This window comes from Mycobacterium sp. 5-140-3-2 (genome assembly GCF_035666375.1).
Classification (GTDB): domain Bacteria; phylum Actinomycetota; class Actinomycetes; order Mycobacteriales; family Mycobacteriaceae; genus Mycobacterium; species Mycobacterium intracellulare.
On record NZ_CP142025.1, the window covers coordinates 4,163,456 to 4,183,173 of the forward strand.

The 19,718-nt window shown below is 66.2% G+C and carries 24 protein-coding genes; 11 read left to right on the plus strand and 13 right to left on the minus strand.

From position 1 onward, the window contains the following. Both P6281_RS19350 and pgm read right to left on the minus strand, forming a co-directional pair. Entirely contained in the window at window positions 1–1,203 is a 1,203-nt protein-coding gene (locus tag P6281_RS19350) for an MFS transporter (protein ID WP_255348951.1), read from the minus strand. A 71-nt stretch (window positions 1,204–1,274) separates the two neighbouring features. Next, window positions 1,275–2,918, minus strand: coding sequence for a phosphoglucomutase (alpha-D-glucose-1,6-bisphosphate-dependent) (gene pgm, locus P6281_RS19355; RefSeq protein ID WP_014385538.1), 1,644 nt, complete (start codon window positions 2,916–2,918; stop codon window positions 1,275–1,277). 102 nt (window positions 2,919–3,020) lie between these two features. Here pgm and crcB (P6281_RS19360) point away from each other — a divergent pair, with 102 nt between their 5' ends. Further along, window positions 3,021–3,419 carry a fluoride efflux transporter CrcB gene (gene crcB, locus P6281_RS19360; RefSeq protein ID WP_008259297.1) on the plus strand — a complete coding sequence of 133 codons (399 nt, stop codon included), beginning with the start codon at window positions 3,021–3,023 and terminating at the stop codon, window positions 3,417–3,419. Beyond that, on the plus strand, window positions 3,416–3,793 hold the full coding sequence (gene crcB / locus P6281_RS19365; RefSeq protein WP_014385539.1) for a fluoride efflux transporter CrcB: 378 nt from the start codon (window positions 3,416–3,418) through the stop codon (window positions 3,791–3,793). The genes crcB (P6281_RS19360) and crcB (P6281_RS19365) overlap by 4 nt, the downstream gene beginning before the upstream one ends. 1 nt (window position 3,794) lies before the next feature. Here crcB (P6281_RS19365) and P6281_RS19370 read toward each other — a convergent pair whose 3' ends face one another. After that, entirely contained in the window at window positions 3,795–4,412 is a 618-nt protein-coding gene (locus P6281_RS19370) for a GNAT family N-acetyltransferase (protein ID WP_014385540.1), read from the minus strand. Window position 4,413: 1 nt separating this feature from the next. Continuing rightward, window positions 4,414–4,770, minus strand: a complete 357-nt coding sequence (locus P6281_RS19375) for a DUF488 domain-containing protein (RefSeq protein ID WP_041297978.1) — start codon at window positions 4,768–4,770, stop codon at window positions 4,414–4,416. Window positions 4,771–4,825: 55 nt separating this feature from the next. Here P6281_RS19375 and P6281_RS19380 point away from each other — a divergent pair, with 55 nt between their 5' ends. Next, window positions 4,826–6,100: an HNH endonuclease gene (locus tag P6281_RS19380; RefSeq protein WP_014385542.1), complete on the plus strand. Its 1,275-nt coding sequence runs from the start codon at window positions 4,826–4,828 to the stop codon at window positions 6,098–6,100. Window positions 6,101–6,103: 3 nt separating this feature from the next. Here P6281_RS19380 and P6281_RS19385 read toward each other — a convergent pair whose 3' ends face one another. Further along, entirely contained in the window at window positions 6,104–7,024 is a 921-nt protein-coding gene (locus P6281_RS19385; protein WP_041785142.1) for an HpcH/HpaI aldolase/citrate lyase family protein, read from the minus strand. 341 nt (window positions 7,025–7,365) lie between these two features. Here P6281_RS19385 and P6281_RS19390 point away from each other — a divergent pair, with 341 nt between their 5' ends. The 3 genes from P6281_RS19390 (at window position 7,366) to P6281_RS19400 (ending at window position 9,888) form a co-directional block, all read left to right on the plus strand. Further along, on the plus strand, window positions 7,366–7,638 hold the full coding sequence (locus P6281_RS19390) for a WGxxGxxG family protein (RefSeq protein WP_014380816.1): 273 nt from the start codon (window positions 7,366–7,368) through the stop codon (window positions 7,636–7,638). A 199-nt stretch (window positions 7,639–7,837) separates the two neighbouring features. Further along, entirely contained in the window at window positions 7,838–8,404 is a 567-nt protein-coding gene (locus P6281_RS19395; RefSeq protein ID WP_008259311.1) for a hemerythrin domain-containing protein, read from the plus strand. Between the two features lie 20 nt (window positions 8,405–8,424). Beyond that, entirely contained in the window at window positions 8,425–9,888 is a 1,464-nt protein-coding gene (locus P6281_RS19400) for a protein adenylyltransferase SelO (protein ID WP_095763618.1), read from the plus strand. Between the two features lie 2 nt (window positions 9,889–9,890). On the opposite strand, the gene P6281_RS19405 is transcribed toward P6281_RS19400, so the two are convergent. The 4 genes from P6281_RS19405 to P6281_RS19420 are packed head-to-tail and all read right to left on the minus strand — an operon-like array spanning window position 9,891 to window position 12,098. Further along, a complete protein-coding gene (locus P6281_RS19405; RefSeq protein WP_014385545.1) occupies window positions 9,891–10,718 on the minus strand; it encodes an LLM class F420-dependent oxidoreductase in 828 nt (275 codons plus the stop codon). Between the two features lie 39 nt (window positions 10,719–10,757). Next, the gene (locus tag P6281_RS19410; RefSeq protein WP_009955144.1) at window positions 10,758–11,156 is read right to left on the minus strand and encodes a DUF4267 domain-containing protein; all 399 of its coding nucleotides are present in this window, start codon (window positions 11,154–11,156) and stop codon (window positions 10,758–10,760) included. 58 nt (window positions 11,157–11,214) lie between these two features. Further along, complete coding sequence (locus P6281_RS19415) at window positions 11,215–11,487, minus strand: hypothetical protein (RefSeq protein ID WP_008259319.1); 273 nt, start codon at window positions 11,485–11,487, stop codon at window positions 11,215–11,217. Between the two features lie 14 nt (window positions 11,488–11,501). Then, window positions 11,502–12,098 (minus strand): TetR/AcrR family transcriptional regulator, encoded by a 597-nt coding sequence (locus P6281_RS19420; protein WP_009955143.1) that lies wholly within the window; start codon window positions 12,096–12,098, stop codon window positions 11,502–11,504. Window positions 12,099–12,196: 98 nt separating this feature from the next. Between P6281_RS19420 and P6281_RS19425 the strand changes: the two genes are divergently transcribed. Continuing rightward, window positions 12,197–13,201 (plus strand): oxygenase MpaB family protein, encoded by a 1,005-nt coding sequence (locus P6281_RS19425; RefSeq protein WP_014380821.1) that lies wholly within the window; start codon window positions 12,197–12,199, stop codon window positions 13,199–13,201. On the opposite strand, the gene P6281_RS19430 is transcribed toward P6281_RS19425, so the two are convergent. Continuing rightward, window positions 13,182–13,520, minus strand: a complete 339-nt coding sequence (locus P6281_RS19430; protein WP_014942721.1) for a DUF732 domain-containing protein — start codon at window positions 13,518–13,520, stop codon at window positions 13,182–13,184. The two genes, P6281_RS19425 and P6281_RS19430, sit on opposite strands and share 20 nt — an antisense overlap. Before the next feature lie 129 nt (window positions 13,521–13,649). Between P6281_RS19430 and P6281_RS19435 the strand changes: the two genes are divergently transcribed. The 4 genes from P6281_RS19435 (at window position 13,650) to P6281_RS19450 (ending at window position 17,015) form a co-directional block, all read left to right on the plus strand. Then, the gene (locus P6281_RS19435) at window positions 13,650–15,104 is read left to right on the plus strand and encodes a phospholipase D-like domain-containing protein (RefSeq protein ID WP_009955139.1); all 1,455 of its coding nucleotides are present in this window, start codon (window positions 13,650–13,652) and stop codon (window positions 15,102–15,104) included. Between the two features lie 81 nt (window positions 15,105–15,185). Continuing rightward, window positions 15,186–16,049 carry a phytanoyl-CoA dioxygenase family protein gene (locus P6281_RS19440; RefSeq protein WP_008259328.1) on the plus strand — a complete coding sequence of 288 codons (864 nt, stop codon included), beginning with the start codon at window positions 15,186–15,188 and terminating at the stop codon, window positions 16,047–16,049. A 54-nt stretch (window positions 16,050–16,103) separates the two neighbouring features. Next, window positions 16,104–16,610 (plus strand): DUF2505 domain-containing protein, encoded by a 507-nt coding sequence (locus tag P6281_RS19445; RefSeq protein ID WP_014385546.1) that lies wholly within the window; start codon window positions 16,104–16,106, stop codon window positions 16,608–16,610. Window positions 16,611–16,643: 33 nt separating this feature from the next. Next, complete coding sequence (locus P6281_RS19450) at window positions 16,644–17,015, plus strand: DUF732 domain-containing protein (RefSeq protein WP_233425288.1); 372 nt, start codon at window positions 16,644–16,646, stop codon at window positions 17,013–17,015. Window positions 17,016–17,031: 16 nt separating this feature from the next. Here the strand turns inward: P6281_RS19450 and P6281_RS19455 are convergent, their stop codons facing one another. From P6281_RS19455 to P6281_RS19465, 3 genes are all read right to left on the minus strand, one after another. Beyond that, window positions 17,032–17,367, minus strand: coding sequence for a hypothetical protein (locus P6281_RS19455; RefSeq protein ID WP_041785145.1), 336 nt, complete (start codon window positions 17,365–17,367; stop codon window positions 17,032–17,034). 127 nt (window positions 17,368–17,494) lie between these two features. Then, window positions 17,495–17,920, minus strand: a complete 426-nt coding sequence (locus P6281_RS19460; RefSeq protein WP_043955278.1) for a hypothetical protein — start codon at window positions 17,918–17,920, stop codon at window positions 17,495–17,497. Between the two features lie 2 nt (window positions 17,921–17,922). Next, a complete protein-coding gene (locus P6281_RS19465) occupies window positions 17,923–19,713 on the minus strand; it encodes a WXG100 family type VII secretion target (protein ID WP_324738481.1) in 1,791 nt (596 codons plus the stop codon). Window positions 19,714–19,718 lie beyond the last annotated feature (5 nt).

A 19,718-nucleotide genomic window follows, 5' to 3' on the forward strand; every position in this document is an offset into this window, starting at 1 on the left:
TCAAAGTTGCTGCTCAGGAAGATTCAGCGTGTGCGGAGACGGCAAGGGGTCGGGCTCCGGAACGGGCACCGTCCGGGTCTCCGGCGCCACCACCCAGCCCACCGCGGCGATCAGCAAAACGATGCCGCTGATGATGAAACCCCAGCCGTAGCTCAGCCGCTCGGCGACCCAACCGAGCGTCATGGATCCGACGATCGCGCCCAGGTCGGACATCATCTGCACGGCCGCCACCGGACTGCCCGCGCGCGCCTCACTGCCCAGGATGTCGGCGACGGCGGCCTGCATCGGCGACATGTAGATGCCCGTCACCGCCCCCACCACCACCGCGGCGACCAGAAACCTCGGCAATGACGACGCCGCGCCCAAGAAGATGGTCGCCGCGCCGGACAACGCCAGGCCCACGATCATCAACGTGCGCCGTCCCATCCGGTCGGACAGGTAGCCACTGGGGATCATGGCCAGCGCGTTGCCCCCGGCGAATGCCGCGAGCGCAATGCCGATGACGCCGACGCCGCGGCCCATGACGTCGGTGATGAACAAGGGGACCAGGGCGACACGAAGGCCGAACGCCGACCAACCGGTCGCGAAATTGGCCCCGAGCGAGGACCAATAGGCGCGCACGCGCAACGCCTCTCGCATCGTCACCGTCGACCGCGTCGGCGGCCCCGGGGCCGCCAGGGCCGAATTCCGCAAGCCGAAAAACAGCACCACCGCCACACCGAGCAAAGCGACGCCGTACACGATGAACGGCGCGGTGAGCCCCCAACCGGCCGCCAGGGCGCCGACGGCCGGGCCGCCCACGGCCCCGACCATGAACGACGTGGTGAAAAGGCCCGCGACCCGTCCGCGGGCGTCGGGCGGGCTGATATGGATCATCAGTCCCAGCGCCGAAACATAAAACATTGTCGATCCGATTCCGCTGATGACGCGGAAAGCCATCAATTGCCAGTAAGCCTGGGAAAACGCACACGCGCCGGTGGAGACCGCGACGATCACCATCCCGCCGATGTAGATCCGCCGCTCCCCCAACCGCTGGACCAGCTGCCCGCTGACCGGCGCAAAACACAGGCGGGCCAACGAAAAGACGGTGACTAAGAAAGTCACCGCCTTGATGCTGACGCCGAAACTGCGGGCGAAAGACGGCAGCGCCGGTGAAATGACTCCGTAACCAAGCGCGACCATGATATTTGCCCAGCTAAGGATCCAAACTTCGCGCGGCAGACGGGTCGAACGCGACGCGCGTCCCCCCGGACGGGTAAGGCGGAGGGAAAGGGTCACCCAATGACTTTATTAACTACCTCGCGCGCAGTTTCTTGCACCTCGGCTAAATGCTCTTCTCCGTTGAAAGATTCCGCATAAATCTTGTACACGTCTTCGGTTCCCGACGGTCGCGCGGCAAACCACGCGTTGGCTGTCGTCACCTTCAATCCGCCCAATGCGGCCCCATTCCCGGGTGCCGCGGTCAGCTTGGCGGTGATGGGCTCCCCCGCCAGTTCCGTCGCGGTCACCTCGTCGGCGGACAGCTTGGCGAGCCGGGCCTTTTGGTCGCGGTCGGCGGGCGCGTCGACCCGCGCGTAGAACGGCGTGCCGTATTCGGCGGTCAACTGTTGATAGCGCTGGGAGGGACTCGTCCCCGTGACGGCCAGCATTTCCGAGGCCAGGAGGGCCAGGATGATGCCGTCCTTGTCGGTGGTCCACACGGACCCGTCGCGCCGCAGGAACGACGCACCGGCCGATTCCTCGCCGCCGAAGCCGATGCCGCCCTCGATCAGGCCGTCGACGAACCACTTGAAGCCGACCGGCACCTCGATGAGCTTGCGGCCGATGCCGGCGACCACCCGGTCGATCATCGACGAACTGACCGCGGTCTTGCCGACCGCGATGCCGCCCGGCCACGACGGCCGCTGCGTGTACAGGTATTCGATGGCCACCGCCAGGTAGTGGTTCGGGTTGAGCAGCCCCGCGTCGGGCGTGACGATGCCGTGGCGGTCCGAGTCGGCATCGTTGCCCGTGGCGATCTGGTAGCGGCCGGGGTTGTCGGACATCCCGCGGATGAGTCCCGCCATCGCGTCCGGTGAGCTGCAGTCCATCCGGATCTTGCCGTCGTGGTCGAGCGTCATAAACCGCCATGTCGCGTCGACCAGCGGATTGACCACGGTCAGATCCAGGCGGTGACGGGTGGCGATCTCGCCCCAGTAGTCCACGCTCGCCCCGCCCAGCGGGTCGGCGCCGATCCGCACCCCGGCCGCGCGGATGGCATCGATGTCGACCACGTTGGGCAGGTCGTCGACATAGTTACCGAGGTAGTCGTGGCGCTGCGCGGTCTGTAGCGCGCGGGCCAGCGGGATGCGCTTGACGCCCGAGCCGTCGCGCAGAATCTCGTTGGCGCGCTTGGCGATTGCGTTGGTGGCGTCGGTGTCGGCCGGGCCACCGTTGGGCGGGTTGTATTTGAAGCCTCCGTCCGAGGGCGGGTTGTGCGACGGCGTCACGACGATCCCGTCGGCCGGCGCGTCGGTGCGACCGCGGTTGTAAGTGAGGATGGCGTGGCTGACCGCCGGGGTCGGCGTGTACCGGTCGCGGGAATCGATCATGGCGACGACGTCGTTGGCGGCCAGCACCTCCAGCGCGGAGACCCAGGCCGGCTCGGAGAGGCCGTGCGTGTCCCGGCCGATGAACAACGGGCCTGTAATGCCGTGGGCGGTGCGGTACTCGACGATGGCCTGGGTGATCGCCAGGATGTGCGCCTCGTTGAACGCCCCATTGAGCGCCGACCCGCGGTGGCCCGACGTGCCGAATGCCACCTGCTGGGCGACGTCGCCGGGATCGGGCTGAATCGAGTAATAGGCCGTCAGCAGGTGGGGCAGATCGACAAGGTCTTCGGGTTGGGCCGGCTGACCGGCGCGAGGGTTGGCCACCATGGTTACCAATTCTGCCCGTCTCCCGCCGCCCCCGGCCTGCGCCGGTCTGGACTCCCGCCATACGCTGCGTAGCGCACCGGCAAACGAAGGGAATCGACGCCAGTGGCGCAACGGGACTATCGCGAATTGGCCGCGGTGTTTGCCGGTGGGGCGCTGGGTTCCCTGGCCCGGGCCGCCCTGAGCGACCTCGCCGGTGGCCACCCAGAGAGCTGGCCGTGGCCGACGTTCACGGTCAACATCGTCGGGGCGTTTCTGGTGGGCTACTTCACCACCCGGCTGCTGGAGCGGTTGCCGACGTCGAGCTATCGGCGCCCGCTGCTGGGCACCGGATTGTGCGGCGGTTTAACGACTTTCTCCACGATGCAGGTCGAGACGGTGAGGATGATCGAGCACGGTCATTGGGGGCTGGCCGTCGGCTACACCGTCGCCAGCATCGTGCTCGGGCTGCTGGCGGTGCACCTGGCCACCAAGTTGGTGCGCCGGGTGCGGGTGCGCCGATGACCACCGCGACGACTGCCGTGGTGTGGCTGGGCGTCGCGTTCATCGGCGGCGTCGGATCGGTGCTGCGCTTTGTGATCGACCGTGCGGTCGCGCGCCGGGTGTCCCGGCCGTTCCCGTTCGGCACGCTCGTCGTAAACATCAGTGGCGCAGCGCTTCTCGGATTTCTCGGGGGTTTGGCGCTCAACAAGGAGGCCGCCCTGCTGGCCGGCACGGCGTTCGTCGGCGCCTACACCACGTTTTCGACCTGGATGCTGGAAACGCAGCGACTCGGCGAGGAGCGCCAGCTGCGCTCCTCGCTCGCCAACGTCGTCGTCAGCGTGGTGTTGGGCGTAGCGGCGGCGTTCATCGGGCAGCGCCTCGCCGAGCTGTTCTGAGTCAGGCGCGCGGGACGTCGTCGGGGGTGCGGGGCAGCACGTACAGGGCCATGCGCCGATTCGCCATGTCGTGTTCGCCGAGGAATGCGCAGCCGCCGCGCTCACAGAACTTGCGCGCCAACGCATTGCGGTGGTCGGGGTCGAACATGATTCGGCGACACCGGGGATCGAGCGTGAAGATGCTGCCCACCAAGTGCGGCAGCAGGTAACCGACGTGTCCACGCTGGATGTAATCCAAATCGGCGACCGCGACGTGCAAGCCCAGATCGTAGGGATCGTGGTCGTAGCGGGTGGCGATGGAATCCTTTGCTGCCCTGTACATCTCTATATAGGCGCGGTCCACCCCGTCGTGCAGCGCCAGGAACGGACGAGAAAAGCCCCCGTCGAGCTGCGCCCGCAGGTATCGATGCCACCGCGCCACCGGCCAGTGGGACTCCCAGGCTTCGACCAGGTGCGGGCGGCCCATCCACTCGGCGATCATCTCGGCGTCGGCGTCCGGCTCGGCAAGACGCAAACCGTACGGCTCGGGCAGGTCCGGGATCGGCGGCGGCGGGACGCTGCGGATCTCCTCGGGAAGATCAGTCAATTCCCGGGGGAGGACGCGTTCCGCGTCGCTCATGTCAGTGGGCTCCGAGGAGCTTCGCCAGGACGACCGCCTGGCTGATGTCCACCTCGCGGGTGGCCGTGACCAACGTGACCGGAACCCGCTTGGCAAGCTTGCGCAACTCCGCCAGCGCGGCGCTGTCGCGCAGTTCCGCCTCGTAACGCGAGGTGAACTCGTCGAATCGTTCGGCCCGGTGTTGGTACCACTCGCGGAGGTCCTTCGAGGGTGCGACCTCCTTGCACCAGATGCCCACCCGCGGGTCGTCTTTGCGCATGCCGCGCGGCCAGACCCGATCGACCAGCACGCGCTGGCCCTCGTCAGCGCTGACGTCGTCGTAGACCCGCACGACTCGGATCCGCCCTCTGGGGCTCACATGCCCAGAGTAGCCACGGGCCCGCTTGTCAGTGGGCACAATTACTATCGAAAGTATGTTCGAGGAATTGACGGCCGTCGATCCGGCAGCCGACGAATCGTCGCTGGTAGAGCGTATCGCCGAGCTGGAAATGCTCAAGTCCGCGGCGGCCGCCGGCCAGGCCCGGGCGGCGGCCGCCCTGGACGCGGCGCGTCGAGCCACCGAAGCGGCCACCGGGGTGCCCGCCGCGCGCCGCGGACGCGGCGTGGCAAGCGAGGTTGCCCTGGCGCGACGGGACTCCCCCGCGCGGGGCGGCCGGCATCTCGGTTTCGCCAAAGCCCTGGTGCACGAGATGCCGCATACGCTGGCCGCCCTGGAATGCGGGGCCCTGTCGGAGTGGCGGGCGACGCTGATCGTGCGCGAGAGCGCATGCCTGGACGTCGAGGACCGTCGCGCCTTGGACGCGGAGATGTGTGCCGACCCGTCGAGCCTGAGCGGCATGGGCGACGCGCGAGTGGCCGCGGCCGCGAAGGCGATCGCCTACCGGCTCGATCCGCACGCCATCGTCGAGCGGGCGGCCAAGGCCGAGGAAGACCGCACCGTCACCATCCGCCCGGCGCCCGACACCATGAGCTATGTCACCGCGTTATTGCCGGTGGCTCAGGGGGTTTCGGTGTATGCCACGCTGCGCCGCGAGGCAGACACCTGCGGCGACGGGCGAACGCGCGGGCAGGTGATGGCCGACACCCTGGTGGAAAGGGTCACCGGCCGCAGCGCAACGGTCCCCACCCCGGTCGCGGTCAACCTCGCGCTGACCGACGAGACGCTGCTCGGCGGTGACGATGCGCCGGCTGACGTCGCCGGCTACGGCCCCATCCCCGCGTCGGTCGCGCGCAGCATGGTCGCCGAGGCCGCCGCCGATCGACGTTCGCGAGCGACCCTGCGCAGGCTCTACACGCATCCCCAATCCGGGGCGCTGGTGGCCATGGAGTCACGAGCGCGACTCTTCCCGCAGGGCCTGGCCGCGTTCATCGGGCTCCGCGATCAACACTGCCGCACTCCCTACTGCGACGCGCCGATCAGGCACCGCGACCACGCGCAGCCGTGGGCCGACGGCGGCCCGACCACCGCGGACAACGGCCTCGGATTGTGCGAACACTGCAACTACGTCAAGGAAAATGCGGGGTGGCGGGTGAGCACGAGCGTCGACGAAAACCACACCCATACGGCGCTTTTCACGACGCCCACGGGCACAACCTACTGTTCGACGGCGCCGCCGCGCGGCCCCACCATCACGATGAGCAAGCTCGAAGTCCGCGTCGGCGTCGCGCTCGCGCGACATGCGGCCTGACACTCAGTAGTGATAGGTGTCCGACGGCGCGGGTGAGTGATCGCGCTCTTCCTCGTCGATGTCCAACGCCTCGATACCGTACGCGCGAGCCAGCTCGAGGATCTTGGTCGCCCGAGCGATGCGGGGCAGATCGGAGCCGTTGCGGATCTCTCCCCCGTCACGTTCGAACTCGGCGAAAAACTCTTTCGCCCAAGAAATTTCGTCCTGCGACGGCGACAGACCCTCATTGACGACGGCGCACTGGTCGGGTGTCAGGCAGATCTTGCCGGTCATCCCGAACTGGGTGGAGACCGCCGTGGCCTCGATCAGTTTCAGCGGATTGGAGCCGATGGTCGGGCCGTCGATCGCGCTGGGCAGGTCGGCGGCCTTGGAGGCGATGGTGAAGCGAGATCGCGTGTAGGCCAGCGTCGCCGGGTCGTCCCCGAAGCCGGTGTCGCGGCGGAAGTCCCCGATACCGAACGCCAGCCGGAAGGTTCCCTTGGTCGCGGCGATCTCGGTGATGCGCTCGAGGCCTCGGGCCGTTTCGACCAGGGCCACGATCGGCACGTCGGGCAGCCGCTTCGCGGTCTCGGTGACGTGGTCGACCGATTCGACCATCGCCAGCATCACCCCGCCGACCGGGGTAGCGGCCAGGGCGGCCAGGTCGTCCGCCCACCAGGGGGTGCCGAAGCCGTTGATGCGGACCCAGTCCACGTTGCCGGCGCCCAGCCAACTCACCACGTTGTCGCGCGCGACGTGCTTGTCCTTGGGCGCGACCGCGTCCTCGATGTCGAAAACGACGATGTCGGCGCGCGAGTCCACCGCGGACTGGAACCGGTCGGGATGCGTGCCGTTGACCAGTAGCCAGCTTCGGGCCAGTACCGGGTCGATGCGAGAGCCGATGTCTTCGGGTGCGGCGGCGCTGCTGTTGACCTGTTCGTACATTTCGCTGATCTGTCGTCTTCTCGTGGTTTCGAACGGCGGGCGTGTGCCCCTTAACCGTAGCGATGTCCCGAACAACTGGTCGGGCAATCCCCCGCGGACGTGCTGACGCCTCGGCCGCGCCGCCCGCGGAGTTCCTGAGCGGAGCGGCGAATCGCCGGACGGGCCAGCAAACGAAACGCACCCGCCGCCGAGTTTCGCCGTGGCCGCCCGGGGTAGCCACCTTCCTGGACGTCGCGGCCGCCGGCCGACGCCGTTTCCTGCGGAGACTAGAGCACCCTGGTCCCCAAATGCCTCTCGATCAGCCGTCTGGCCGCGACCGAGAAAACCCATTAGGAGTAAACATGCGTAGGGCCATTGCAATCGTTTCAACCACCGGGGCGCTGTTGTTCGGTGGAGCAGGTGTCGCCAATGCCGCCGTTCCGAGCGCCCCGGCGCCGTCGCCGACCACAACGACGTTGGCGGACAACGACAATAGTCAGCACAGCGACAACAGCGGACTGTGGGGCCTTCTCGGCCTCCTCGGCTTGGGCGGGCTTGCCGGGCTGATGCGCCGCAAGGACGCCGCCGCGCGGCCCGGCGTCGCACCGACCACCCCTCGCGACCGCGGCGTCTAGCCCCTTCGCCGACCTGTGGGCACCGGGTTTGGCGACGAAATATATTGTTTCCCAACGTATCCCGGTTTCAGTTAGCCCTGCCGAACGGCGTCCCGCACCGCGGGGCGCCGTTTGGCCGTTTCTGCAGCGGGTATACCTCGCCAAGCCGCACACAGCCCAGCGTGCGTTTCACAACTCCCGATCACTGGAGGTATCGGCGATGGCCGACATGATTATCCAGTCACCCGACGAGGTCGTCGCGTTCCTGAAAGCACAGCACAACCTCATCGAGGACATGTTTGACCAGGTGCTGCACGCTACGGATCCCAAAGCGCGGGAAGAGCCGTTCGCGGCGCTGCGCCAACTGCTGGCGGTCCATGAAACCGCCGAGGAAATGATCGTGCACCCGCGCGCACGCAAGGAGGCCGACGACGGCGACGCCATCGTCGACGCCCGCCTGAATGAAGAGCATGGGGCCAAGGAGCTGCTGTCGCAGATCGAGCAGCTCGACGTCACCTCGCAGCGGTTCATCGACGAACTCACCAAACTGCGCGAGGCCGTGCTCGAGCACGCCAAGCAGGAGGAGACCGAGGAATTCCCGGTCCTCACACGCCAGCTCGACGACGACGATCTCAAGCGGATGGGCACGGCGGTGCGCGCCGCCGAAGCCATCGCGCCGACCCACCCCCACCCAGGCGTCGAGTCGGCAAAGCTGAACTTTGCACTCGGCCCGTTTGCCTCCATGCTCGATCGCGCCCGCGACCTCATCGGACATGCCGTCGGCTGAGTTTCCGTAGGCTCGATCAAATGAGCGTTGCCCCGGACACCACCGTTGCCCTGCAAGACCGGTTCTTCCGCGAATTGCCGGAAATGGCGGTCCGCTGGCAAGCCGAGACATTTCCCGGGTTGCGGTTGCTCGTGCTCAACGACCGGCTCGCCGAGAGCCTCGGGCTCGACGCAGCCTGGCTGCGCGGCGACGACGGGCTGCGCTTCCTGACGGGCAACCTGGTGCCCAGCGGGGCCGCCCCCGTCGCCCAGGCCTATGCGGGGCATCAATTCGGCGGCTTCGTCCCTCGATTGGGCGACGGGCGCGCGCTGCTCCTCGGCGAGCTCGTCGACACCGACGGGCGGCTGCGCGACATCCACCTGAAAGGCTCCGGAGCCACACCGTTCGCCCGGGGCGGGGACGGCCTGGCGGCCGTCGGACCGATGCTGCGCGAATACATCGTCAGCGAGGCGATGCACGCGTTGGGCGTTCCGACGACACGGTCGTTGGCCGTGGTCGGCACCGGCCGCCCGGTGTATCGCGAGACCACACTGCCGGGCGCCGTGCTGACCCGGGTGGCCAGCAGCCACCTGCGGGTGGGCAGCTTCCAATACGCCGCGGCCACCGGCAACAAGGACCTGCTGCGCCGCCTCGCCGACCATGCAATCGCCCGCCACCATCCCGCCGCGGCCGAGGCCGAACGCCCTTATCTCGCATTGTTCGAAGCGGTCGTCGCGGTCCAGGCCGCGCTGATCGCCCAGTGGATGTTGGTCGGGTTCGTTCACGGGGTGATGAACACCGACAACATGACGATCTCCGGGGAAACGATCGACTATGGTCCCTGCGCGTTCATGGACGCCTACGACCCGGACACGGTCTACAGTTCGATCGATTTCTGGGGCCGCTACGCCTACGGCAACCAGCCGGTCATCGCCGGTTGGAACCTCGCGCGCTTCGCCGAGACACTCCTTCCGTTGCTGTCGGACAGCAGCGAGGAGTCCATCGCACTGGCGGAGCAGTCGTTCGGGGTGTTCCAAGCCCGCTACGACGCGGTGTGGACCTCGGGCATGCGGGCCAAACTCGGCCTCTCCGCCGGCGTCGACGCCGAATTCGCCACGGCCTTGGTCGAGGAGCTACTCCTTCTGCTCAAACAGAACCACGTCGACTACACGTCGTTCTTCCGACAGCTCAGCCATGTGGCGCGAGGCGACGCGGAGCCCGCGCGCGGACTGTTCATGGACCTGGCCGGCTTTGACGCGTGGTTGGCGCGCTGGCAAGCATTGCGCCCCGACGCCGACGCGATGGATCGCACCAACCCGATCTATATCCCGCGCAACCATCTGGTCGAGGAGGCCCTCACCGCGGCGACGGACGGCGATCTCGCGCCCGTCGAGCGGCTCCTGGCGGCGGTGACCGAGCCGTACGTGGAACGGCCCGGTTGGGAGCGCTACGCCAGTCCCGCCCCCGAGGACTTCGGGAAGTACCAAACCTTCTGCGGCACTTAGCCTTACGCTAGCTTAGCGAACTCGTCCTGCAACTCATCGAGGCGTTGCAGCGTCTGATCCCGCGGTTCCGTCGGCAGGTTCACCAAGAGGTGTTGCAATCCCAGATCTCGGTAGCCCTCGAGCTCAGCCGCCGTGGCCTCCCCGCCGTGGAAGTGGATCACCGGCACGTCCCGGCCGACCAGCTCGCGCAGTTGGTCCAGCTGCGGTGCTAGCTCTCCCGCCGAGCCTGTCATCGAGAGCCAGCCCGCGTTGAGCCGGGCGATGCGTTTGAAGCCCGCGGGTCCACAGCCCAGATACAGCGGCGGATACGGTTGCTGCACGGGCTTGGGCCAGCTGTAGATGGGGTCGAAGTCCACGAATTCACCATGAAATTCGGCCTTTTCGCTCGTCCAGATCTGGATCATCGCGTCGAGGCGCTCGTCGACCACGCGTCCCCGGACCGCGGGATCGACGCCGTGGTTGGCGATCTCTTCGCGCAGCCACCCCACGCCCACGCCGAAGCGGAATCGACCCTGCGACACCAGGTCCAGCGACGCAACCTCCTTGGCGACGTGGATCGGATCGCGCTGCGGCACCAACGCGATGCCGGTGCCCACGAGGAGCCTCTCGGTGACGGCCGCCGCCGCCGTCAGCGCGACAAACGGATCGAGTGTGCGGTAGTACTTTCGCGGAATCGGTCCCCCGCTGGGGTACGGAGTTTTCGCGTCGACCGGAATGTGCGAGTGCTCGGCGAGAAAGAGCGATTCAAAACCGCGCTGCTCGAGCGCCTTACCCAAGTCCGCCGGAGCGATGCCCTCGTCGGTAACAAATGTCAGCACACCGAAACCCATGCCGCTCAGTCAACAGCATCTCCGCTCGGCTGTCAGCGCTCAGGCAGGCTCTGGCGCTTCGCCCGTCCGCCTGGCCGGACGTACCGCGCCCCACAGCCCAGTGACGATCCCGACGACGGCGCCGCCCAGGCCGATCAGTTGCTGCGAGGGCTTCAACTCGCTGTGCACGCTCAACCCGCCGACCAGGTCGGCCACGTCGGCTCCGGCGGAGGCCAGGAACCAGCCGCGGGTGTTCTTGCCGCGCAGCGCCGCGCCGGCCAGCAGTGCACCGATCAGCGCGTCGCGATAACCCATCGATCGCAACAACAGTTGCGCCGTCGGCGTCGGCTCCTCGGGGTCGCCCCACAATTTGTTTGCGCGCAGGGGGTCAACGAGAAACGAAACGCCAGAGGCGAGCCGAATGGTGCCCGCGGAGAGGCCGAACCGGTCGATTGACATGGTCCCTGAGCCTAGGAGCAAAAGCCCGTCTCGCGCACGCATTCGCTCCGAATGCCGGTCATGGCGCCGGGCATGCGTCGGCGATCTGCAGCGCGGCCGGCCACAGCACCGTGGCCACACCGAAGGCGAAGGCGTCGGCGGCGGCGGGTGACACCACTTCTATCCTTGCGTGAATTCGCTGGGTCTGCTCGGGGTGAAAAACGGTCCACGCGAAACCGATACAGAGGTAGGGAATCGCGAGCCACACGGCCAGCTCGATCAGCCCGCCGATGCTGACCTTGCGCCCGAGGACGCGCCGTACCGGGTCCATCGCATGTTCGATTTGGCCCATCACCGCACTCCCCGCTACCGCAACACCAGCTTCAAAGCGTAATCGACGACCGCGTCGAGATCATTGCCCAAATGACCGGCGAGCCACTGCTGGGCAAGCTCGGCCATCGCGCCGGTGTACATCGCCGCGGCGACCTCGGCGGCCACCGGATCGGAACCCGGGTTGAGACGCCAGCCCTCGGTCAGTACCCCCTGGCGCAACATGTCCTGGGTGGCGCGGCGGCGAGCGGCCAGCACCGGGTTGGTGCGCGCATCGGTGAACAACACGCGGCCGCGCCGCGGATCGGCCGAGGAGAAGCCCAGCACGGCCGCGATGCCGGCGCGGGTGCGCGCGCCCAGCGAATCCCCCGCCTCCTCGATAGCGGCCGCGATCACCTCGGCGAGCTGCTCACTCACCCGGTCGTACACCGCGCCGAGCAGATCGTCGGTGTCGCCGAAGCTCTCGTAGAAATACCGGGTATTCAACCCGCACTCCCGGCAGACCGAGCGCACCGAGACGGCGGCCTCGCCCCCGCTGCCGAACAGGCGATACGCGGCCTCGACGAGCAGCGCACGACGCTCGGCGCGGCGGTCCTTGAGCGGTACACCGGCCCACCGGGTGGGACTCGACATCCCTACAGCGTAGGTCGACACGGCGCGGGTCTTGTCACACCCGTAACCAAAACATATTCTGGTTACAGTCGTGACCAGAAGTCCCGAGGGAGTGATTCGTGTTCCTGCCACACCAGATAGTCGGGCAGATGATCAACAAGCGGTTGGACGACACCATGCGGCGGCGCTTCTTCCGCGGCATGGAATTCGCCGCGCCCGTCGGCGATCCGGGCTGGTTCGGTCCCGACAGCGCCGTGTGGCGCGTGCATTCGCACCTGCCCGCCTTGATCTTCGGCCTGTATTGCGCCGCCTTCATGGAATCCCTGGACCCGTCGATCTACTGGATGGGCATGCACCATTCGCGCCTGATCAAGCGCGACAGCAACGGAAACCCGATATCGCGCGTGCCGCAGATCGACCCCGAGGGCGCCGCGACGCGGCTGGGCCACTCGGTCGCCTTCTTCATCGGCACGGCGTACGGGTCGACGGAAACCGCCGAGCGCCTGGCGACGTCCGTGCGCGCGATGCATCACACCATCAAGGGCACCCGTCCCGACGGAGCCCGCTACGACGCCGACGATCCCGAGTGGCTGCGATGGAACTACGCGACGGTCGTCTGGGGGCTGGCCACCGCGCACGAGCTTTATCACCCAATGCCGTTGCGCGGCAAGAACCTCGACCGCTATTACGGCGAGTTCGTCCGGGTCGGACACGCCCTGGGCGGTACCGATCTGCCGACCACCAAGGCCGAGACGCTCGAGTGCCTGGAGTCGTACTTGCCGAAATTGGCTGTGACTCATGGGAAAGCGATGGGCACCGGCCCCAACGTCCCCATGCCGCAGGCGGCCGTCGATTGGGCCATTCGCGACACGATGCCGAAATGGGCCAAGCAGCTGCTGCAGCACCGTGACCCCAACATCATCGAACGCACCGCCCGTCGTACCGCGGTGTGGTCGATCATCAACGGGATCAACGCCGCGGCGGGCCCGACACCGGAGTTTCGGCAGGCCCAGGCCCGGGTCAAAGGAGGCACCACCGTTCCCCACACCGTGCCGATCTACGTGCCCGGCACCGATCAGGTCCGCACCCGCTCCGAGGTGGAGCTCAGCTTCCAGTCGGTGTAACCGGCTGCCCTAGGTGCTGGGGGCAGTAAGCGCTCGCGGCGATCATGGTGAACTGCGCGGCGCCGTCCACGGTGAACCCCGGATTGCTCGACGACACGTTGTGGATGACGTCGACCTGGGGATGGCCTTGGTCCATCAGCTCGCACGCCCTTTTGCCGACCCCGACCGCGGTGGCGGGGCTCTCATAGGTGATGCCGGCCTTGTTGAGCGCGGTCAGGAAGCTCACATCCGCGGCCGAATTGCCGGCCGGATCGGCGTGCGCAGGCGTGGCCACACCGATGAAGACGACGAAGCCCGCAAGCACTACAGGGATGCGCATGGCTTTCATCTTGGTACAGAGCCGCGGTCCTGGCGCCGGCAGCCCTTGGCCACCTGGGCGAAGGGCCTGGGTGTGGTACACAGTGGCTATGTCCGCGCTGACCCATCAACCCTGTTGAGAGCCCCAGCGGTGCACGACGATCGACTGCTGAGTCCCGGCCAGACGTGCTGGCGTACGGCGCGTGCCGACAAGTTCGCCCCCATCGTCGATGCGGCGGACTACTTCAAACACGTCAAGGCGGCGATGCTGCGCGCCCGCCGCCGAATCATGCTGATCGGCTGGGATTTCGACTCCCGAGTGACGTTCGAGCGCGGCCGCAAGACGCTGCCCGGCCCGAACCAGCTGGGCACCTTCCTTTATTGGATGCTGTGGAAGCGGCCGGGTCTGGACATCTACCTGCTGAAGTCCAATTTGCGTCTGCTCCCGGCCTTCGATGGCCTCTGGTATGGGCTTGCCCCGGTATCGCTGGTGAACCAGATCAGCAGTAAGCGAATGCATTTCGCCATCGACGGCGCCCATCCGCTCGGCTCGGTGCATCATCAGAAGATCGTCGTCGTCGACGACGCGGTGGCCTTCTGCGGCGGCATTGACCTCACCCTTGACCGCTGGGACACCCGCGCCCACGAGCATGTCAACCGCCACCGCCGCACGGCACGCCGCAGCTACGGGCCACGGCACGACGTCGCGGCGGCGGTCGACGGTGCGGCGGCGCGGGCTCTTGGCGAGCAAGCGTTGGCGCGGTGGCAGACGGCGACGAAACAAGCGTTGGCGCCCGTGGAGGCACGGCACAGCGCGTGGCCCGGCAAGCTGGAACCGACGCTGCGCAACGTGGACATCGGGATCGCTCTCACCCTGCCCGAACTGGACGATCGCCCCGAGGTCCGCGAGGTCGAGGCGCTCAACCTTGCCGCCATAGCGGCGGCCCGCGACACCATCTACGTGGAGAACCAATACCTGGCGTCGCGCACCATCGCCGACGCCCTGGCGGCGCGGCTGCGGGAAGCCGACGGCCCCGAGATCGTCATCGTTCTTGCGCGCAAAGGCAATAACCCGCTCGAACGGGGAACGATGGACAGCGCACGCCACCTCCTGCTTCACCAGCTGTGGGGGGCCGACGAGCATGACCGGTTGGGCATCTACTGGCCGGTGACCGACCGCGGCGCGCCGATCTACATCCACTCCAAGGTGCTGGTGGTCGACGATCGGCTGCTGCGGATCGGGTCGTCGAATTTCAACAACCGGTCATTGGGATTCGACAGCGAATGCGATGTGGCCATCGAGGCGCCGCCGGCAAGTTCCGACGATGACGTGCGCCGTGAAATCGCCTCCGTGCGAAACGGTTTGGTGGCCGAGCACTTAGGGGTGTCGCCTGGCGAGCTCAACAGAGCGATCGCCGAACACCGGTCGGTGCACAAGGCCGTCGAGGCGCTTCGAGGCGACGGCAAGACGTTGCAGCCCTTCACCGAGCGCACCGTGGCCGATGAGGCGGGCCCGCTGGCCGAGAACGAGCTGATGGACCCCGACCATGTGCCGCGGTCGCTGAGCCGAAGCGTGCAACGCTTCATCACCGGCCTCCGGGGTTAACGCGCCGGCGATTGGGGTGTGAGTCGAACCGGACTCGGCCTAGTCTGGGCAGAAGTGCCAGTGGACTAAGGACGAGCACCCATGAGCATCGACGACGAATCCGTCACCACGTTGGAGGACCTTCGGGGCGACCTGGCGCAGCGGTACAAGAGGACGCCGACGGGCGGAAGTTCGATCGACAGCGCGATCGCCGAAGCCGACATGGCGGCCCTGGACCGCGACGGCTACGTCATCTGGGAGAACCTGCTGAGCGCCGAAGAATGCGCGCACATTCGCCAGACCGTGCGGCCGTGGCTCGGGCATACCGGACGCAACTCGTTCGAGGGCCGGCGTACGCAGCGGATCTACAGCGTGCTGAGCAGGACACGGGCGTGCGATCGGCTTGTCGACCATCCCCGGGTGCTCGCCGCTCTCGACCGGTTGCTGATGCCCAACTATCTGCTTTCGGCGTTGCAGGCCATCAACATTCAGCCCGGCGAGGCCGCACAGCTGGCACACCATGACGACGGCTTTTACCCGATTCCACGCCCTCGCGCGCCGCTGGCGGCCGCCACGATCTGGGCGATCGACGACTTCACCGCCGACAACGGCGCCACGGTCCTGTACCCGGGGAGCCACCGGTGGGGCAAGCGCCGGCCGGACTCCGACGACGAGGCGTTGCCGGTGGTCATGCCCGCCGGCTCCTGCGTCTTCTTCGTCGGCACCCTCTGGCATGGCGGGGGTGCCAACAACACCGCCCACGAGCGGCTGGCCATCACCGCTCAATACTGTGAGCCGTGGCTGCGGCCGATGGAGGCCTATACGTTGTCGGTGTCGCGCGACATCGCGCGCACGGTCTCCGACGACATCCGCCGCATGCTCGGCTACAGCATCCACCCGCCGTTCGTCGGCAACGTCGATGGCTTGCATCCGTTGCGGCTGTTGGGATCTGGTCCCGACGCATAGATGCGGGGCGGCTTCACCGCCTCGGACGATCCGCCTCTGCAAGAATGGTCCGATATGTCGCGATCATTCGACGTCCTGACCGAGTCGCCCGCCAGCGTTGAGCAGATTCACGCCGCGTTCGGCCGAGAGGACTATTGGCTGGCCCGCATCGCGGCCGGCGCCGCCGACACCACCTTGGATTCACTGGTGGCCGACGCCGACGGCACGGTGACGGTGCGCACGACTCAACGCCTCGGTCGTCAGCTCCTGCCCGGGCTGGTCGCCAAATTCGTTACCGGCGAGGTGAAGATCGTGCAGACCGAGACGTGGCGTCCGGACAGCGATCGCCAGGTGCGTGGGCGGGTCACCGTGTCCGCTTCGGGCGGATTGGGATCAGGCCATGCGGATACGTGGCTGGCGCCGACGGATGACAGCGGTTCGCAACTGCGCGCCGCCCTTCAGGTGAACGTCAAAATCCCTTTGGTGGGCGGCAAACTCGAAAAGTCCATCGGGGCAGGTTTGGCGGAGGGAATCCCCGAGATGCTGCGCTTCACCACTACGTGGATCGCCGAAAACACATAAAACTGCGCTTCGCAGCATTTACGCTCCCTGTCCATGGACCCGAGAGTGTCGGCCGGCATCGGCCACGGCAAGGCCTTGTCTCCGTCGGCACTGATTGCCGCATCGCTGACCGGGCTGGTGTGGCTCGCGCCCACAGCCCACGCCGACCCCGATCCCATCTCCGTCGGCGCTTATCTGCACACACTGAACGTGTTGCATGTGCCGTACGACAATCCGGGCAGGATTGTCGACATCGGGAACAACGTCTGCCAGCAAGCGCGTGGCGGCACCGACTTCGACACCATCTACCCGACGGTGGCGAGCAACGGCTACGCATCCGCGCAAGCGGGTCAGATCATGGGCGCTGCCGTCGGGACATTCTGTCCCGACATGGAGGCTGCTTTCGACCGCTGGACCAACAGCTAGGCGGGGCCTACTGGCGTCATAACGGTTCGCCGATGTCAGGGAGTAGGGCGATGTCCTCTGGCTGGCCGTACCGGCGAAACAATGCCGCAGTTTCCCGAATATTTCTGATAGCCCAATCAGTATTGAACTGGCATAGCACCTGGTACTCGTATTTGAAGCGTTGTGCCCTGTCTCCGACTCGTTTAGCCGCTTGGCTCGTAACCACGCCTTGCATGTACCAGTAGAGAAGGTCATCGAGGCTGCCCGCCCGGTCGAAGCCGAGTTTTCCGCGCTCGTAGAAGGTGTAGTGGTAGGAACCGTCCTCGGCAACGAAAATGTTCAAACCATCGGTCGTCCGGAAGCCAACCGGCATGGGACGCACGCCGAGCCTTTCCGACAAACGATCGATTTCACTTTGAAGTGCCGCAGATTTATCGTCCAAGGCGCGGTCCATATTGATCCAATAACTTAACTGACCATTCCTACACGGACGGCTTTACTCACTGTCCTGCGACGATAGCGTCACGCGCTGACTCGAAATACCGGCATATGCGTTCTCTCTTGATCCATTGAAGCCACGTCTGTGTGCTTTCAAAATTAGCACGCTCGTCCTGAAGTTTTTGCACTAATTCTTCGAGCGGAAGCTTTGGGGAATCATCGAAATCGTTGAAATAATGCCACTTCCGCGACCGATCGTACAAGCCGTGCACATCCGGCGCATCGCGTGGACCAATCATCGCATTGATCTCGCCTTCCCGGGACGACCGATAAATCTGCACTTTGCAAGCTGCAGCACGGTAGAAGACAACCGAACCCTTCGGCCCCCCCTCGTCCACATTGACGTCAATGGCATACAGGTCGAACCCCATGCTCAAGAGGAGGGGCCCTATGATTTGTTGAACTTCCTGCACAAAGTTGTCGTCCACACTCAATCCTTCAACCAGGTGTTTCCAACACGATGGTATCCATACTTTGCCGCATTCTCCGTTAGGAACTCAATCTCCATGGCTGAGAACGATCCTTGGCGCTTTAAATAGACTTCTTCAACAGACGAATATTCATCACCCAGAACGTATTCAATGCAGGGCACACCTTGCTCCATTCGAGTTCGAAGGAAGTTCTCGTTGGCTTGCCACGTTAGGGCCGTCGCGTCCGCATCACGGAGGCCCACGGTAAGGGCTTCCCAGGTTGGGCCGCCGGTGTCGAAGTAGATCCCACCGTGGGCTCTGGCCTCGCCGATGTAGCCACCTTCATATCCGTCGAACTTGCCGAGGACTACTCGGTCTGGGTTGTCACCGACATAGTGAGTCGACATGTCAGCGAGTTGCTGGCTGAGTTCCGCTGTGGGCTCTCCATGCAGGTGTGCGTAGGTGAGATCCGTTGCCACCTGCTCTGCCCACGGGTTGTAGCCGAAGGGGTGATCGATGCCGATCGGGGCATGTGGCGAAACCGCTAGGCCAGGATCAAGCACAGCGGAGCCAATATCGGCCAATTCCCCCGCACGTACGACGGCCGCTCCTTCCCCACCGAAGAGCATCGTGGGCAGCGTGGTGGCGGCGTCGGAGGTCTTGCCGCCCAAATAGTAAGCGAGGCTTGGGGAGTCTATTGCGCTCTTGATTTCCGTGAGTCCGGTGCCCACGGGGTTCAGGGCCGTTTCGGCGGTGCCTTTGAGCATCTGCTCCCATGACTTGAGCACACCTGGAGCTCCGGGGCCTCCCTGCCCGAAAAGGTTTTTGATCCCCTGCTCGGTAGCGAACCAACGGTCACTAAAGCCTTCGGAGAATCCCGGTGGCGGCGGGGCCTTCGGCTCGGGTGGAACGTAGTTGGGCATCCCGTTGTCGATCCACTGCTGTGTCTGGCTCACAACGTCATTCAGCCGCGCCTCGATCTGATTCGGCGGCACACCGTCGCGAATCATGGTCTGGCGCGCCATCGCCTTGAAGCTCTCGACATCTCCTGGGTTCAGCCGCGGCGGCGGGACACCGCCGCGCCCGGGTCCGGCAGGTCCAGCCGGCAACAGCATGTCTTGCAGCGACAGGGGCATGCCAACGGCGCCCGCGGGAACAGGCGGGCCCTTCCGCGAGGCGCCGTCCGTGCCCGCGGTTGCCGGGCCATCGGGCAACAACATGTCTTGCCACGTCCGTGGCTTGCGCCCTGCTGCCGGATTGGGCGGACCTTGCGGCGGTGCGCCACCACTTGGTGCATGACCGCCGGTATCCAGCGGGACTTCGCCCACGGCAAAGCGGACGGCGGTGGCAAGCTCGTGGTCGGCGCTGTGGGCATGCACGTTCAACGCAATGAGCTGATCCTGCAGCAGCTGTTGCTGGGCGGCAAATTCTATGGGATCGCGCCCAATCCACGTGTCGCCCACGTCAATTCGCCAGTCCGGCGTGATGGTCCAGCCATTGGCCTCAGCGGCCCGCTCGATGTCCTCGAGTTCGCGCTTGCATGCGCGCACATCGCCCTCGGCGCGTGCCACCGCCGCGGCTACCTGCCGGGACTCCTGACCGTCGGCCTCGATGTCACGTCGAGCCTTACCGAGGTCAGCGCGAAACGCCTCTCCGGCTTCCCCCTGCCAGCCGCTGAGAACGTTATGCACCTGCTGGAGGTTCTCCCCCAACTGCTGCAAGGTGTTGGCGCGTCCGTTCGCGGTCTCGAACACCTTCTGGATCGCGCCGAGATCCCAACGCTTGACGTCATTGGGGGTCAGCTGCCCCACTCGTG

Coding starts and splice junctions, on each gene's coding strand:
- pgm (WP_014385538.1), bottom strand. CDS start 2,918: ATGGTGGCCAACCCTCGCGCCGGTCAGCCGGCCCAACCCGAAGACCTT.
- crcB (WP_014385539.1), top strand. CDS start 3,416: ATGACCACCGCGACGACTGCCGTGGTGTGGCTGGGCGTCGCGTTCATC.
- P6281_RS19370 (WP_014385540.1), bottom strand. CDS start 4,412: ATGAGCGACGCGGAACGCGTCCTCCCCCGGGAATTGACTGATCTTCCC.
- P6281_RS19380 (WP_014385542.1), top strand. CDS start 4,826: ATGTTCGAGGAATTGACGGCCGTCGATCCGGCAGCCGACGAATCGTCG.
- P6281_RS19385 (WP_041785142.1), bottom strand. CDS start 7,024: ATGTACGAACAGGTCAACAGCAGCGCCGCCGCACCCGAAGACATCGGC.
- P6281_RS19390 (WP_014380816.1), top strand. CDS start 7,366: ATGCGTAGGGCCATTGCAATCGTTTCAACCACCGGGGCGCTGTTGTTC.
- P6281_RS19395 (WP_008259311.1), top strand. CDS start 7,838: ATGGCCGACATGATTATCCAGTCACCCGACGAGGTCGTCGCGTTCCTG.
- P6281_RS19400 (WP_095763618.1), top strand. CDS start 8,425: ATGAGCGTTGCCCCGGACACCACCGTTGCCCTGCAAGACCGGTTCTTC.
- P6281_RS19405 (WP_014385545.1), bottom strand. CDS start 10,718: ATGGGTTTCGGTGTGCTGACATTTGTTACCGACGAGGGCATCGCTCCG.
- P6281_RS19410 (WP_009955144.1), bottom strand. CDS start 11,156: ATGTCAATCGACCGGTTCGGCCTCTCCGCGGGCACCATTCGGCTCGCC.
- P6281_RS19415 (WP_008259319.1), bottom strand. CDS start 11,487: ATGGGCCAAATCGAACATGCGATGGACCCGGTACGGCGCGTCCTCGGG.
- P6281_RS19420 (WP_009955143.1), bottom strand. CDS start 12,098: ATGTCGAGTCCCACCCGGTGGGCCGGTGTACCGCTCAAGGACCGCCGC.
- P6281_RS19430 (WP_014942721.1), bottom strand. CDS start 13,520: ATGCGCATCCCTGTAGTGCTTGCGGGCTTCGTCGTCTTCATCGGTGTG.
- P6281_RS19440 (WP_008259328.1), top strand. CDS start 15,186: ATGAGCATCGACGACGAATCCGTCACCACGTTGGAGGACCTTCGGGGC.
- P6281_RS19445 (WP_014385546.1), top strand. CDS start 16,104: ATGTCGCGATCATTCGACGTCCTGACCGAGTCGCCCGCCAGCGTTGAG.
- P6281_RS19450 (WP_233425288.1), top strand. CDS start 16,644: ATGGACCCGAGAGTGTCGGCCGGCATCGGCCACGGCAAGGCCTTGTCT.
- P6281_RS19455 (WP_041785145.1), bottom strand. CDS start 17,367: ATGCCGGTTGGCTTCCGGACGACCGATGGTTTGAACATTTTCGTTGCC.